Consider the following 13,194-nt stretch of genomic DNA (forward strand, 5'->3'; position numbering starts at 1 on the left):
CACGCACGAACTGCAGTTGGTGTGCCGGCACCACGGTAGCTGTGCGAGCGACGGGCGGCTCGGGTCTCAGCCGCGCTGCGCCAGCGCGAACGGCAGCACCGCGGAGACGCCGGCGTGGCGGAGCAGCCGGGCCGCGACGGTGGCCGTCCAGCCGCTGTCGATCACGTCGTCGACCAGCAGGACCGGGCCGTCGGGCACCGGGAACGCCGGCGGCTCGAACGCGGACCAGACCGCCGCGAGCCGCTGCGCGCTGTTGGAGTGTTCCTCGGGCCGCGGGCCGCTGGGGGTGAGGGTGCCGAGCAGGGGGAGGCGCCCGATCTCGGCGATCCGGCGGGCCAGGTGCTCGAGCTGGTGGGGCCGGGTGCGGGAGCCGATGCCGACGACGCCCACCGGGCGCCCCGCCCAGCCCCACCCGGCGAGCACGCGCACGCACGCGTCGAGCACGTCACCGGGAACCGGCGCGTCGTCGCCACCGACGAGCTCGCGCAGCCGGGTGCCCCACCCGATGTCGGACAGGCGCCCGATCACCCGGCCCGGCGCGGCCAGCTCGGCCGCGGGGATCCGGCCCGACGCGGGGACGCCCAGCTCGGCCATGCCGCTGGGCCACTGCTTGCGGGGTGCGACCTCGACGCCCGGCCGGCTGATCCGCTCCTGCGCCGCCGCGGCGGCACCCGCGTCGACGTCGGTGCTCCAGGCGGGGGTGGTGCAGGTGTCGCAGCGGCCGCACGGCTCGGCGGCCGGGTCGTCGAGCTGCTGCCGCAGGAACTGCATGCGGCAGCCCGCGGTGTCGATGTAGTCGAGCATCGCCTGCTGCTCGGCGCGGCGCGCCTCGGCGATGCGGTGGTGGCGTTCCCGGTCGTAGACCCACTCCTCGCCGGTGGCCACCCACCCGCCCTTGACGCGGCGCACGGCGCCGTCGCTGTCGAGCACCTTGAGCAGCATCTCCAGGCGGGTGCGGGACAGGTCGACGCGCGTCTCGACGGCCGCGGTGGACAGTGGCTCGTCACCGAGCACCGCGAGCGTCTGGCGCACGAGAGGCTCCGCCGGGAACGCGAGCGAGGCGAAGTAGGCCCAGATGTCGCGGTCCTCCCGGCCGGGCAGCAGCACGACCTCGGCCCGCTCGACGGCGCGGCCCGCACGGCCGATCTGCTGGTAGTACGCCACGGGCGACGCGGGCGCCCCGAGGTGCACGACGAAACCGAGATCGGGCTTGTCGAACCCCATCCCGAGCGCGCTGGTGGCCACGAGCGCCTTGACGCGGTTCTCGAGCAGGTCGGACTCGGCGGCGAGCCGTTCCGCCGGGTCCGTCTTGCCCGTGTAGGAGGCGACGGGGTGGCCGCGCTCGCGCAGGAAGTCGGCCACCTCGTCGGCGGCCCCCACCGTCAGTGTGTAGACGATGCCGGCGCCGGGCAGCGCGTCGAGGTGGTCGGCGAGCCAGCCGAGCCGCTGCGCGGGCGTGGCCAGCCGCACGACCGACAGCCGCAGGCTCTCCCGGTCGAGCGAACCCCGCAGGACCAGCGGCTCCCCGGAACCCAGCCCGAGCTGCTCGGTGACGTCGACGACCACCCGGTCGTTGGCGGTGGCCGTGGTGGCGAGGACCGGGATGCCCGCGGGCAGCTCGGCGATGAGCGCCCGCAGCCGCCGGTAGTCGGGCCGGAAGTCGTGGCCCCAGTCGGACACGCAGTGGGCCTCGTCGACGACGAGCATCCCGGCCGTGGCGGTGAGCCGCGGGAGCACCCGGTCGCGGAAGTCCGGGTTGTTGAGCCGCTCCGGGCTCACCAGCAGCACGTCGACCTCGCCCGCCGCGACGGCCGCGTAGGTGCGTTCCCAGTCGGAGGTGTTGGCGGAGTTGACGGTGGCGGCGTGGATGCCGGCGCGCGCGGCGGCGTCGATCTGGTTGCGCATGAGCGCGAGCAGCGGCGAGACGATGACCGTGGGCCCGGCGCCGTCGGCCCGCAGCAGCGCCGTGGCCACGAAGTAGACCGCCGACTTGCCCCACCCGGTGCGCTGCACGACGAGCGCCCGTCTGCGCTCGGCCACGAGCGCCTGGATGGCCGTCCACTGGTCCTCGCGGAGCCGGGCCTGCGGGCCCGCCAGCGTGGCGAGCACGGCTTCGGCGCGCTGGCGGAGATCCGACGTGACGGTGGAGGTCATGTGCCCATGGTGGACGAGGGCACCGACAGCCGTCGCGGCGGCTGAAGTGTCCGGTTCCCGTCCTGTCGATGACCGCTCCCCGCTGCTAGCTTCGGATCACGGGGCCGGCGGGGGTTCGGCCCTGATTGGGGGGTCCGATGAACAAGGATTGGGAGAGCGCCGTCCCGGCGTTCGGCACCAGGGTCACGTTCACGGGCACGAGGGTGACGTTCCGCTAGGAACCGCCACACCGGCATCCGCGCCCCGACGGGCGCGGATGCCGGTGGTCCTCCGGGGGAAATGATCATCGGTTACCGCCGGGTCGTCGCGGCGTCCGGGCTGGCGAACCTCGGCGACGGCGTCCGGCAGGTCGCGCTGCCGCTGCTGGCCGCGGCGATCACCCAGGACGCCGTGCTCGTCGCCGGGCTCACGGCGGTCGCGTACGTGCCGTGGATGCTGCTCGGCCTGCCCATCGGCGCTCTCGTCGACCGCAGCAGGCCGGAGCTCTTCGTGCTCTGGGCTGCCGTCTCCCGCGGCGTGCTCTTCGGCCTGCTCACGCTCGCGCTCCTGCTCGACGTCCGGTCGATGCTGCTCCTGTACGCCGTGGCGTTCCTGCTCGGCGTCGGCGAGGCGGCCTACGACAACGCGAGCCAGTCGCTGATACCGCGCGTCGTGGAGGACGCGGACCTGGAGCGGGCCAACAGCGCGCTGGTGAGCGTGGAGCGGCTCGGGCAGGACCTCGTCGGGCCCGCCGTCGGCGGCCTCATGTTCGCCGCGGCGGCGTCCCTGCCGTTCGCGGTGAGCGCGGCGGCCCTGCTCATCGCCGGTGTGCTCGTCGCGGGGCTGTGGACGCCCGCACCGGTCGTCGAGGGCCGGTCCACCCCCGGCGCGGGGGACGGTCGGCCGGCGGAGCCGGCGGGGTGGGTGAGCGGAGTGCTGCGCGAGGCAGCGGACGGGATGCGGTGGCTGCTCGGCGCGCGGTTCGTCCGCACGATCATCCTGACCGGCGCGGGCCTCACGTTCTTCACCCAGACCTGGGAAGGGCTGCTCGTCCTGCTCGCCGTCGGCCCCATGGGCACGTCGGAGGCGGCGTTCGGGCTGATCCTCGCGGGCGGTGCCGTCGGGGGGATCGTCGGTGCGATGCTCACCGCGCCGCTCGTGCGCCGGTTCCCGCAGCGCACCCTCCAGGTCGTCGCGCTCGCCGTGGCCGCCGTGGGCAACCTCGTGCTCGCGGCGTTCCCCACCCCGGTGCTCGCCGCCGTGGTGCTCAGCACCACGAGCTTCTCGTTCGCCCTGTGGAACGTGCTGTCCGTGACGATCCGCCAGCGGCTCGTGCCGGCCGCCGTGCTCGGCCGCGTCAACGCGGCGAGCCGGACGCTCTCGATGACGGCAGCGCCGCTCGGCGCGCTGGCGGGCGGCGGGCTGGCGGCCGTGCTGGACCTGCGCGCGCCGCTGTGGGTCAGCGGCCTGGCCCTGGTGGCGGTCACCGCTCTCTTCGTCGCGGCCACCCGGGACGTCGGCGCGGTGCGGGAACGTGAACGTGACTGAGCGACGTCGCGGACGTGTGGAGTCACCCGGACGGGGAAACCGGTCGGCATGAGCAGCCCCTTCTGGCCGTTCGCCGTCCGGCGTTGCACCCGCTGCACGAGAGAGGCCGTCGTCGTGGTGACCTCGGACGACGGCTCCGGAACGGTGGCGGCCTGTTCCGAGCACCTGGAGTGGGTGTTCTTCCTCGGCGTCGACGAGTGGAGCGGGCGTCGCGCGGCGTGACCGGCAGGCGCCCGGCAAGGCACGATGGCCGGGTGAATGTGCCCCAGCCCGCGCTCTTCGGCTCGGTCGACGAGGTCGCCGAGCGCCTTGCCCGCGTCGGCTACCTCGCGTCCACGGCCGTCGCCACCACCGTCTTCCTCGCCGACCGGCTCGGCAAGCCGCTCCTCGTCGAGGGCCCGGCGGGCGTCGGCAAGACCGAGCTGGCGAAGGCCGTCGCCGACACCACCGGCTCGGGCCTGGTGCGCCTGCAGTGCTACGAGGGCATCGACGAGGCCCGCGCGCTCTACGAGTGGAACCACGCCAAGCAGCTGCTGCGCATCACCGCGGGGCAGGGGCGCGAGTCATGGGACGAGACCCGCGACGACGTGTTCTCCGAGGAGTTCCTGCTGCCCCGGCCGCTGCTCACCGCGATCCGGCGCACCGAGCCCACGGTCCTGCTGGTCGACGAGATCGACAAGGCGGACGTCGAGGTCGAGGGCATGCTGCTGGAGGTGCTCTCCGACTACCAGGTGACCGTGCCGGAGATGGGCACCGTGCGCGCGTCCCGGCGGCCGTTCGCGGTGCTCACGTCGAACTCCACCCGCGAGCTGTCCGAGGCGCTCAAGCGGCGCTGCCTGTTCCTGCACCTCGACTTCCCGGACGCCGACCTCGAGCGGCGCATCGTGCTGAGCCGCGTGCCCGAGCTCCCGGAGGCGCTGGTGGACGCGCTGGTGCGCACGGTCCGCACCCTGCGCGGGCTGGAGCTGCGCAAGTCGCCGTCGGTGGCCGAGACCATCGACTGGGGCCGCACGCTGCTCGCGCTCGGCCTGGACACCCTCGACGCCGACGCGGTCCGCGCCACGCTCGGCGTGGTTCTCAAGCACCGGTCCGACGCCGACCGGGCGGCGAAGGAGCTGCGGCTCGACTGAGAGCGGGTGTCGCGGGGGCGGCGAGAACCAACCGGAGACCGGCTCGCCGTCGTCTCGCTCTCCGGGGTCGACGCTGCTCTCGAGTGGGGGCCGGCCTTCCGACGTCGTCTCGGCATGGGCGTCACTGCACGGTCATCGGCGGAGGTCCACAGCGGCGGACCGCACGGATGCCGGAGCGCGGGTCCTGACGCCGGACCGTTCGTCCGCCGGTCATGCCGTCGTGAGCCACTCCTCCACCTGGTCCACCGCCTCGGCCATGAGCTCGCGCGGGGCGCCGGACCCGACCAGGCTCGAGCGGGCCAGCTGGGCCAGCTGTTCGTCGGTCAGGCCCATGCTGTCGCGCACCAGCTGGTACTCGGCGAGCAGGCCGGCCCCGAACAGCAGCGGGTCGTCAGCGTTGAGCGAGCAGCGCACCCCCGCCTCGAGCAGCGCCGGGAGCGGGTGCGCCTCGATCGAGGCCACCACGGCCAGCATCACGTTGGAGGTCGGGCAGACGTCGAGCACCACCTCCTCGGCGGCCAGCCGCTCCACCAGCGCCGGGTCCTCGACCGCCCGCACCCCGTGGCAGATCCGCTGCGCGCCCAGCGCGTCCAGCGCCCCGTAGACGCTCGCCGGACCGGCCAGCTCACCCGCGTGCGGGGCGCAGATCAGGCCGGCGTCGCGGGCGATGCCGAACGCCTCGGCGAACGGCTCCGGCGGGAACAGCGCCTCGTCGGCGGCCAGCCCGAACGCCACCACCCCGGCCCCGGCGTACTTCGCGGCCAGCGTCGCCAGCTCCACCGCCTGCGCCAGCTCGACGTCGCGCAGCGCCGACACGACCCACCCGCACCCGATACCGCGGGCGGCGGCCGCCCGCTCGCCCTCGTCGATGACGATCTCCAACGCCGCCTCGGCCGAGCCGAGCTGCCCGGCGAACCGCGGCGGGTAGAAGTGCGGCTCCACCCAGACCGCGCCGTCGTCGGCCGCGTCGTCGACCACTTCCCGGACCACGCGGCGCAGCTGGGCCTCGGTCGCGATCAGCGCCGACGCCGCCCGGTACTGCAACCCGAACTCGCCGAACGAGGTGTAGCCCCGCACCGGCGGGGTGGCGACTCCGGCGCGCGCGGCCAGCTCGGCCAGCGTGGAGGGCCGCATCGCACCCTCCAGGTGCAGGTGCAGGTGGGCCTTCGGGAGCAGCCGGAGATCGCGGGGCATCAGATGGTGGACCTTCCGTGGAAGACGTCGTCGAGCACACTCGTGTCGATAATGCGTGAAACGTCCGGAAGTGGGGATACGCCGGCCGTGGTACCCGGCGCGCTACCCGAGCGTCACCGGCTCACCCGGGGGCGGGAGGACGAGCCGCTCGGCGAGCCCCGCGGCGGCGAACGCCTCCCGCACCGAGTCCGGCCCCTGGGTGAAGTGCGCCCAGTGCTCGACGTGCAGCACGACGACGTGCCGCGCGTCGAGGATCCGGGCCGCGTCGACGGCGGCATCGCTGGGCAGCGTGAGGAACCCGTCGACGCGCGGGGTCCGCGCCCCGCCGGCGAACAGGACGGCCACGTCCACCGGGCCCGACCGGCGCCCCACCTCCCGGACGACGTCCAGCGAGGCGTTGTCCCCGCTCACGTACACCCGCTGCGACCCGTGCAGCACGAACCCCGTGACCTCACCGACGAGGTGCTCCGTGCCGTCCGGCCCGTGCTGGGCGGGCACCCCGGTGACGCGGAGGCCCTCGACCTCGGCGTCGGTCCAGTTCGGCAGCGCGGTGACACCGGCGAGCCGCTCGGCGGCGGAGCGGGTGGAGAGCACCAGCGGAGCGGACGCGAGGAGCGCCCTGCCGGCGCCGTCGAGGTTGTCGGGGTGCTGGTCGTGGGAGAGCAGCACCGCGTCGAACGGCCCGACGTCCCCCGGCTGCGCCGCAGGCCCCGCGGTCTTCGTGAGCACCCGGTCGCCGATCGGATAGGTCCCCGGTGGATCGAAGGTGGGGTCGAGCAGCACCCGCACCCCGTCGAGCTCGAGCAACGCCGTCGGCCCGCCCACGTAGACGATCTGCACATCGGCAGCCTGCCACGCGGGAGGGCATGATGGGGCGGGTGGAGCCGGCGCTCACCGTTCCCGAGCACGGCCTGCCCGGGCACCTGGTCGACTTCGTCGGCGCGCTGCGCCGCAGCGGGGTGTCGGTGGGGCCGGGGGAGACGGTCGACGCCGCGCGCGTGCTCACCGCACTCGACCTCACCCAGCGCGCCCATCTGCGCGAAGGCCTCGCCGCCGCGCTGCTGCGCCGGTCCGGGCAGCGGGAGGTCTTCGACCCGCTCTTCGACCTGTACTTCCCGGCCGCGCTCGGGGCCGGGGCCCGCCCGGCGGAGGTGCCCAGGGTCGACGACGGCCGGGTGGACGTCGACGCGCTGCGCGCCCTGCTCGCCGACCTGCTGCGCGACGACGACACCGCCGCCCTCGCCGAGCTGGCCAGGGCGGCGGTCGACGCGCTCGGGCGCTCCGGGGCGTCCGGCACCGGGGTGCGCGGTGCGGCGGCGCAGCCGGGCTGGTCGGCCTACCAGGCGCTGCGGGCGCTCTCCCCGGAGACGCTGCTGGCGCAGATCGTCGCCGACCTGCGTGCCGGCGTCGTGGAGGAGGGGTTCACCGACGAGTTGCTGCGCCGAGAGGTCCGCGACCGCATCGCCGCGTTCCGCCGGATGGTCACCGACGAGGTCCGCAGGCGCACCGCGGAGATCCGCGGCCGGGAGCAGGTCGCGCGCTCCGCGGTGCCGACGCAGGTCGAGCAGGTCGAGTTCCTCTCCGCGCACGCCGAGCAGCTCGCCCGGCTGCGGCGCACGGTGCACCCGCTCGCCCGGCGGCTGGCGTCGCGCCTCGCGGTGCGGCGCAGGCGCGCCAAGCGCGGCGAGCTGGACATGCGGCGCACGTTGCGGCGCTCGATGTCCACCGGTGGCGTGCCGATGCGCCCGGCCTACCGCACCCGCAGGCCCGGCAGGCCGGAGCTGGTGGTGCTGTGCGACGTGTCCGGATCGGTCGCCGGGTTCAGCCACTTCACGCTGTTGCTGGTGCAGGCGCTGCGCGAGCAGTTCAGCAAGGTGCGGGTGTTCGCGTTCGTCGAGCGCGCCGACGAGGTCACGCACCTGTTCGAACCGGGAGCCGAGCTCTCCGGCGTCATGCAGCGGGTGCTGCGGGAGGCCGAGCTGGTCACGTTCGACGGGCACAGCGACTACGGCGGTTCCTTCGGCAGCTTCGCCGAGCACTGGGGTGAGGCCGTCGGGCCGAAGACGTCCCTGCTCGTGCTGGGGGACGCCCGCACCAACTACCGCGAGCCCAACCTGACGGTGCTGAAGCGGCTGGTCGGGCGGGCCCGGCACGCGCACTGGCTCAACCCCGAGCCGCGGCGGCAGTGGGGGAGCGGCGACTCGGCCGCGCTGCGCTACGCCGACGTGCTGCCGATGCACGAGTGCCGCACGGCGGCCCAGCTCGCCGACGTGGTGGAGGGCCTGCTGCCGGTGTGACAGCGGTGGCGAGACCGCGCCGGCTCCGGGCCTGCCGCTCGACCGCGTCTACCCGCGGTGCCCGTGCTCGCGGCGCGTCACGGCTTTCGCGCTACGCCGCCCGTGGTCGGGTCCGAGGACGCTTCCCCGCCGACGGACGCTACGGTCGGCCGCCACTGCGTGATGGGGACCAGACCGGGCTCGACCACCTCGAGCCCTTCGAAGCATCGACGGATCTTCTCGGCCGGCGGAGGCGTGTACGGCACGGCACCGGATGCCGCGTAGCCGCCGAATATCTCCTCGACGTTGGGGGTGCTGTCATCTTCGTCCCACAACGCGAGATGGCTGCCGGAGGGCACCCCGGCCATCACCTGCCCCACGACCGACTTCGCCACGTCGTAGTCCCGCGCGTATCCGAGCGAACCCATGAACATGACCGCGATCGGCTCGTCGAAGTTCAACACGCTCTTCGCGTGGTCCAGGACCAGGCCCGGATCGTGGTAGTCCGCGTCGACGTAAGTGGTGACGCCCTCCGAAGTGGTGTTGACCAGCAGCGCCCGCGCGTGCGTCAGCACGATCGGATCGTTGTCGATGTAGATGATCCGTGCTTCGGGTGTGATCGACTGAGCGATCTGGTGGGTGTTCTGCCCCTCCGTGACGGGAAGCCCGCATCCGATGTCCAGGAACTGCCGCATCCCTGCCTCCTGGGCCAGGTACCGCACAACCCGGATGAGGAATTGGCGAGAATCGCGCGCCAGCCGCGCGAAGTCGTACATCGACAGGGCAGCCTGGCCGGCGGCCCGGTCGATCTCGTAGTTGTCCTTCCCGCCCATGAAGAAGTCCCACACCCGGGCGGCGCCCGGTACGTCGAGCCGGATTCGGTGCTCGGAAACCGGTGGCTCCCACGGTTCGGTCACGTGACACTCACTCCTAGCGTCGTCCAACTTTGTGGTCGCTTCAACCTAGCGGAAAGACGGATCAGGCTGGAGGGGGTCCTGTGCGAGGCGATCCGGCTTCCGATGGAATAGTGGTCGTCTCGTCTGAACTTGGGCTGCTGCACTGGTCGCTCGATTGTGGAGACGCCGTGTCACATGTCTGCACGGATGGCCTCGAGGATCGGAGCCGTTCGGCTTGGAGGTTCGACCAACGTGCACAGCCGATCCATCACCGCGAGGTAATACTCGACGTCGCTCCGCTTGTCCAGGTAATGCGCGCTGGCGAGTTGTTCGAGGTAGACGACATCGGGCAACTCGGGGTCGTTGAACCGCAGGATCGCGAAGGGGCCGCCGGCCGCAGGGTGGCCACCGTAGGAGAACGGCACCACTTGCAGCGAAACGTGCGGCAACTCGTTCATCTCGATCAGATGAGTGATCTGGGCGCGGGTCTGCTCCTGCCCGAGCAGTGGCCGCCGCAAGGCGCCCTCGTCGACCACCGCCCACAACCTCGGCGGGTTCTCGCGGTCCAACAGCTCCTGGCGCCGCATCCGCAGCTCCACACGCTGTTCGATCACGGCCTCGTCGGTGTTGCCCAACCTCGTGACCGCGCGTGCGTAATCCTCCGTCTGCAGGAGCCCGGGCACGAACTGGACCTCGTAGTTCCGGATGGCCGAGGCGGCCTGTTCCAGCCCGAGGTAGGTCTCGAACCAGCTGTCCAACAGGTCGGAGTAGCGGTGCCACCAGCCGGGCGAGTTCGCCTCGCCGAGCAGGTCCAGGTACTTGGCCCGCTCCGCCGGGTCCTGCACCCCGTACAGGGTGAGCAGGTCGGCGACGTCGCGCTCCTTGAACCCGACCCGGCCCGCCTCGAGTCGGCTGATCTTCGCCTGGGAGGCGCGGATCTCGTAGGCCGCTTCGGATCGGGACAGGCCCGCGACCTCGCGCCGGCGACGCAGCGCCCCACCGAGCGCGATGCGCCGCGCGGTCGGCCCGTGCCGCAGACCGCCTCTACTGCCCCCGGAGGTGCCAGGTAGGTCGAACGACGCAGCGAACGACCCGGCGTCCGCATCGTCGGGCACGCCGATCATGACCCTCCCTATGGCCAACAGCCCCAAAAGGCGCCCGGCGGACATTACCAGCTTTCGCGCCTGCGCGGATCGGTGGATACGGCGAGTGGTCGAGGCGGCGAGCCGCGCACGCTCGCTGGACGGAATGGTCCGCGGTCCGGCGTGGCGTGTCGTCGCCTGGGCTTCGAGGTCGTCCTGCCCGTCCGGGACGACCGTGCCCCGCGACCGGCGAGGTCACTGCCGGCCGTCAATTCATGATCGCTGAGGCATGATCACGTCTACCGGGGATCGGCATCCCGTTCAGCAGCATCGCGGGTGAGGTCGTCGAACTCCCCGTTCCGGGCGCCGCGCACGAACGCTCCGACAGCAGCGCGACTGCTCACGACCACCGGGCCGGTCGGGTAACGCGAGTTGCGCATCGCGACGTGACGATCGGCGATTTCCGCCAGCTCCACACAATTGCCGTTCGGGTTGCTCGCGCTGCTCTTGCGCCACCGCAGTGGATGGCCGTTGCTCACAGATGGTGACTGCATGTGCAGATGGTTATGCATGCGCACATGCGTCTGCAACTTGCAGCGCCGAGCGGTCGATCTCGGGAGTCGAGAGCGCCATGTCCCGCAAGGCCGTGATCAGCGGACGACGTGGAGGATGGTCTGCTCCGGTGTGACGGCGGTAGCGTGGAGAACGCCCGTTCCCGTCGACGAGGACCCTGCCATGGCGCCGCTCGACACCGCGACCGCGCGTACCCGCCTGCTCGACGCCGCGGAGGAGCTGTTCTACGCCCGCGGGATCCAGTCGGTCGGCATGGACGAGATCCGCACGGGCGCGGGCCTGCCGCTCAAGCGTGTCTACGCGCTGTACCCGGCCAAGGAGCAGCTGGTCGAGGCTTACCTGCAGCGCCGCGACGTCCGGTGGCGGGCTCGGCTCGCGGCGGCCGTCGAGGAGGTGGCGGACCCGCGCGAGCGGATCCTCGCGGTGTTCGACTGGCTCGGCACGTGGTTCCGGGAGCCCGGGTTCCGGGGCTGCGCGTGGATCAACGGTTTCGGCGAGCTCGGGGCGGTGTCGGACGCGGTCGGCCGGCAGGCCAGAGCCCACAAGCGGGCCTTCGCCGGCTACGTCGCGGGTCTGGTCGGCGACGCCGGCCTGCCGGCCGGGCTCGGTCCCCAGCTGGTGCTGCTCGCCGAGGGCGCCATGGTCACCGCCGGCATCCTCGGCACGGACGCCCCGGCCGCGGAGGCGCGCGCGGCGGCGGAGGTGCTGCTCCGCGGGAGTTGAAGGGAGAACGCACGTTCTCTACGCTCCTGGAGAACGCACGTTCTCGACGCGAGGAGATCCCATGGCCGACCGCCCGCCGCTGCCCCCGTTCACCCTCGGAACCGCGAAGCAGAAGGTGCAAGCCGCCGAGGACGCCTGGAACACGCGCGACCCGGAGCGGGTGGCGCTCGCCTACAGCGAGGACTCGGTGTGGCGCAACCGGGACCGTTTCCTGCGCGGCCGCCCCGAGATCGTCGAGTTCCTGACCGAGAAGTGGGAGCGGGAGCTCGACTACGCGCTGCGCAAGTCGCTGTGGACCTTCGCTGGCAACCGCATCGCCGTCCGCTTCCAGTACGAGTGCCGCGACGCGGCCGGCGTCTGGTACCGCAGCTACGGCAACGAGAACTGGGAGTTCGACGAGCACGGCCTGATGGTGCGGCGCGAGGCCAGCATCAACGACCTGGTCATCGACGAGTCCGAGCGGCGGATCTTCGGCCCACGCCCGGATGGCGAGCGCGATCTGGAGATCCCGCTGCAATAGTGGTCGAACTGATGTTCGATTCGAGGTAGCGTGGCGGCATGGCCGCACGCGACCTCGCCTGGCAACCCTCCTTGCTCGACGCGCCCGCGCTCGAGCTCGACCGGTCGTTCGCCGCGCTGCACCGCCGGGAGCTCGCCGAGGGGGCGTGGGTCGACCACGCGCCCGGCTGGTGCCGCGGGGCCGACGCGCTCTTCGCCCGCCTGCTGGCGGAGACGCCGTGGTCGGGGCGCGAGGTGCGCATGTACGACCGCGTCGTCCCCGAGCCGCGGCTCACCCACCGCTGGCGGCTCGACGACGGCCCGGCGCCCCCGACCGAGCTGTGCGAGATGGCCGGCGTGCTGAGCGTGCGCTACGGCGTGCCGTTCACGCAGGTCGGCGTCAACCTCTACCGCGACGGCGCCGACAGCGTCGCCTGGCACGGCGACCGCGTCGCGCGCGAGCTGCCGGAGGCCGTCGTCGCGCTCGTATCCCTGGGTGCGGTGCGCCCGTTCCGGCTGCGGCCGATGGGGGGTGGGCCGTCCGTCGCGTACCTGCCCGGCCCCGGAGACCTGCTGGTGATGGGCGGCTCGTGCCAGCGCACGTGGCAGCACTCCGTGCCCAAGACGCGCGCGGCCGCCCCGCGGATCAGCATCCAGTTCCGCCACGCATACGTCCGCTGATCGAGTGTTCCGTACGTCATGTTGACCGGGCGGCCAGTCAAAGCGCATGATGATGTCATCTCCTCACGAGGGAAAGGGTGAGTCTCATGACCGGGACATGGCATCGGTGGCAGGACTGGGCGGCACTCGTGATCGGTGTGCTGACGGCGCTGTCGCCGATCGTGGTGACCACCGACACCGCCGCCCTGTGGTCGCTGATCGTGTTCGGCGTGCTGATCGCCGTCGCCGCGCTGTGGTCGCTCGCGCAGCCCGGCTCGGTGGCGAGCGAGTACGTGCACGCGGTGCTGGGCGTCCTGCTGTTCATCTCGCCGTGGGTGTTCGCGTACGCCGACATGGCGGGCGCGGCGTGGACGTCCTGGATCGCGGGTGTGCTCACGGTCGCGGTGGGCTTGGCCGCGCTGCCCGCAGCCAACGCCGACCACCGGGGGCTCGCCGGCCAGCACTGATCGGGCAGACCGAC

At 72.8% G+C, this 13,194-nt stretch carries 14 protein-coding genes; 8 read left to right on the forward strand and 6 right to left on the reverse strand.

The features are described 5' to 3' along the window. Positions 1-66: 66 nt before the first annotated feature. Positions 67-2,154 carry a RecQ family ATP-dependent DNA helicase gene (locus ABEA81_RS11600; RefSeq protein ID WP_345604971.1) on the reverse strand — a complete coding sequence of 696 codons (2,088 nt, stop codon included), beginning with the start codon at positions 2,152-2,154 and terminating at the stop codon, positions 67-69. A gap of 279 nt (positions 2,155-2,433) precedes the next feature. On the opposite strand from ABEA81_RS11600, the gene ABEA81_RS11605 reads away from it, so the two are divergent. From ABEA81_RS11605 to ABEA81_RS11615, 3 genes are read left to right on the forward strand one after another with little or no spacing between them, the layout of a single operon-like run. Next, complete coding sequence (locus ABEA81_RS11605) at positions 2,434-3,681, forward strand: MFS transporter (protein ID WP_345604973.1); 1,248 nt, start codon at positions 2,434-2,436, stop codon at positions 3,679-3,681. A 48-nt stretch (positions 3,682-3,729) separates the two neighbouring features. Further along, positions 3,730-3,903: a hypothetical protein gene (locus tag ABEA81_RS11610; RefSeq protein ID WP_345604974.1), complete on the forward strand. Its 174-nt coding sequence runs from the start codon at positions 3,730-3,732 to the stop codon at positions 3,901-3,903. Between the two features lie 38 nt (positions 3,904-3,941). After that, the gene (locus tag ABEA81_RS11615; protein ID WP_345605058.1) at positions 3,942-4,811 is read left to right on the forward strand and encodes an AAA family ATPase; all 870 of its coding nucleotides are present in this window, start codon (positions 3,942-3,944) and stop codon (positions 4,809-4,811) included. Between the two features lie 210 nt (positions 4,812-5,021). On the opposite strand, the gene add is transcribed toward ABEA81_RS11615, so the two are convergent. Both add and ABEA81_RS11625 read right to left on the reverse strand, forming a co-directional pair. Then, on the reverse strand, positions 5,022-6,005 hold the full coding sequence (add, locus tag ABEA81_RS11620) for an adenosine deaminase (protein WP_345604975.1): 984 nt from the start codon (positions 6,003-6,005) through the stop codon (positions 5,022-5,024). Positions 6,006-6,107: 102 nt separating this feature from the next. After that, positions 6,108-6,845 (reverse strand): MBL fold metallo-hydrolase, encoded by a 738-nt coding sequence (locus tag ABEA81_RS11625; protein WP_345604976.1) that lies wholly within the window; start codon positions 6,843-6,845, stop codon positions 6,108-6,110. Between the two features lie 38 nt (positions 6,846-6,883). Between ABEA81_RS11625 and ABEA81_RS11630 the strand changes: the two genes are divergently transcribed. Continuing rightward, on the forward strand, positions 6,884-8,302 hold the full coding sequence (locus ABEA81_RS11630) for a vWA domain-containing protein (protein ID WP_425570510.1): 1,419 nt from the start codon (positions 6,884-6,886) through the stop codon (positions 8,300-8,302). 77 nt (positions 8,303-8,379) lie between these two features. Here the strand turns inward: ABEA81_RS11630 and ABEA81_RS11635 are convergent, their stop codons facing one another. The 3 genes from ABEA81_RS11635 to ABEA81_RS11645 form a co-directional block, all read right to left on the reverse strand. Beyond that, positions 8,380-9,198, reverse strand: coding sequence for an SAM-dependent methyltransferase (locus ABEA81_RS11635; RefSeq protein WP_345604977.1), 819 nt, complete (start codon positions 9,196-9,198; stop codon positions 8,380-8,382). 170 nt (positions 9,199-9,368) lie between these two features. Then, positions 9,369-10,346 carry a helix-turn-helix domain-containing protein gene (locus ABEA81_RS11640; protein ID WP_345604978.1) on the reverse strand — a complete coding sequence of 326 codons (978 nt, stop codon included), beginning with the start codon at positions 10,344-10,346 and terminating at the stop codon, positions 9,369-9,371. Positions 10,347-10,558: 212 nt separating this feature from the next. Then, positions 10,559-10,798 (reverse strand): DUF397 domain-containing protein, encoded by a 240-nt coding sequence (locus ABEA81_RS11645; protein WP_345604979.1) that lies wholly within the window; start codon positions 10,796-10,798, stop codon positions 10,559-10,561. A 196-nt stretch (positions 10,799-10,994) separates the two neighbouring features. Between ABEA81_RS11645 and ABEA81_RS11650 the strand changes: the two genes are divergently transcribed. The 4 genes from ABEA81_RS11650 to ABEA81_RS11665 all read left to right on the forward strand — a co-directional run bounded on the left by ABEA81_RS11650 (position 10,995) and on the right by ABEA81_RS11665 (position 13,180). Continuing rightward, a complete protein-coding gene (locus ABEA81_RS11650; RefSeq protein ID WP_345604980.1) occupies positions 10,995-11,555 on the forward strand; it encodes a TetR/AcrR family transcriptional regulator in 561 nt (186 codons plus the stop codon). 61 nt (positions 11,556-11,616) lie between these two features. Then, positions 11,617-12,075, forward strand: coding sequence for a nuclear transport factor 2 family protein (locus ABEA81_RS11655; RefSeq protein WP_345604982.1), 459 nt, complete (start codon positions 11,617-11,619; stop codon positions 12,073-12,075). A 38-nt stretch (positions 12,076-12,113) separates the two neighbouring features. Further along, positions 12,114-12,734 (forward strand): alpha-ketoglutarate-dependent dioxygenase AlkB, encoded by a 621-nt coding sequence (locus tag ABEA81_RS11660; RefSeq protein WP_345604983.1) that lies wholly within the window; start codon positions 12,114-12,116, stop codon positions 12,732-12,734. 86 nt (positions 12,735-12,820) lie between these two features. Beyond that, positions 12,821-13,180 (forward strand): SPW repeat protein, encoded by a 360-nt coding sequence (locus ABEA81_RS11665; protein ID WP_345604984.1) that lies wholly within the window; start codon positions 12,821-12,823, stop codon positions 13,178-13,180. Positions 13,181-13,194 lie beyond the last annotated feature (14 nt).

This window comes from Pseudonocardia adelaidensis (assembly GCF_039543345.1).
In the GTDB taxonomy this organism is placed as follows: domain Bacteria; phylum Actinomycetota; class Actinomycetes; order Mycobacteriales; family Pseudonocardiaceae; genus Pseudonocardia; species Pseudonocardia adelaidensis.

Coding starts and splice junctions, on each gene's coding strand:
- ABEA81_RS11640 (WP_345604978.1), bottom strand. CDS start 10,346: ATGTCCGCCGGGCGCCTTTTGGGGCTGTTGGCCATAGGGAGGGTCATG.
- ABEA81_RS11600 (WP_345604971.1), bottom strand. CDS start 2,154: ATGACCTCCACCGTCACGTCGGATCTCCGCCAGCGCGCCGAAGCCGTG.
- ABEA81_RS11655 (WP_345604982.1), top strand. CDS start 11,617: ATGGCCGACCGCCCGCCGCTGCCCCCGTTCACCCTCGGAACCGCGAAG.
- ABEA81_RS11605 (WP_345604973.1), top strand. CDS start 2,434: ATGATCATCGGTTACCGCCGGGTCGTCGCGGCGTCCGGGCTGGCGAAC.
- ABEA81_RS11610 (WP_345604974.1), top strand. CDS start 3,730: ATGAGCAGCCCCTTCTGGCCGTTCGCCGTCCGGCGTTGCACCCGCTGC.
- ABEA81_RS11665 (WP_345604984.1), top strand. CDS start 12,821: ATGACCGGGACATGGCATCGGTGGCAGGACTGGGCGGCACTCGTGATC.
- ABEA81_RS11650 (WP_345604980.1), top strand. CDS start 10,995: ATGGCGCCGCTCGACACCGCGACCGCGCGTACCCGCCTGCTCGACGCC.
- ABEA81_RS11660 (WP_345604983.1), top strand. CDS start 12,114: ATGGCCGCACGCGACCTCGCCTGGCAACCCTCCTTGCTCGACGCGCCC.
- add (WP_345604975.1), bottom strand. CDS start 6,005: ATGCCCCGCGATCTCCGGCTGCTCCCGAAGGCCCACCTGCACCTGCAC.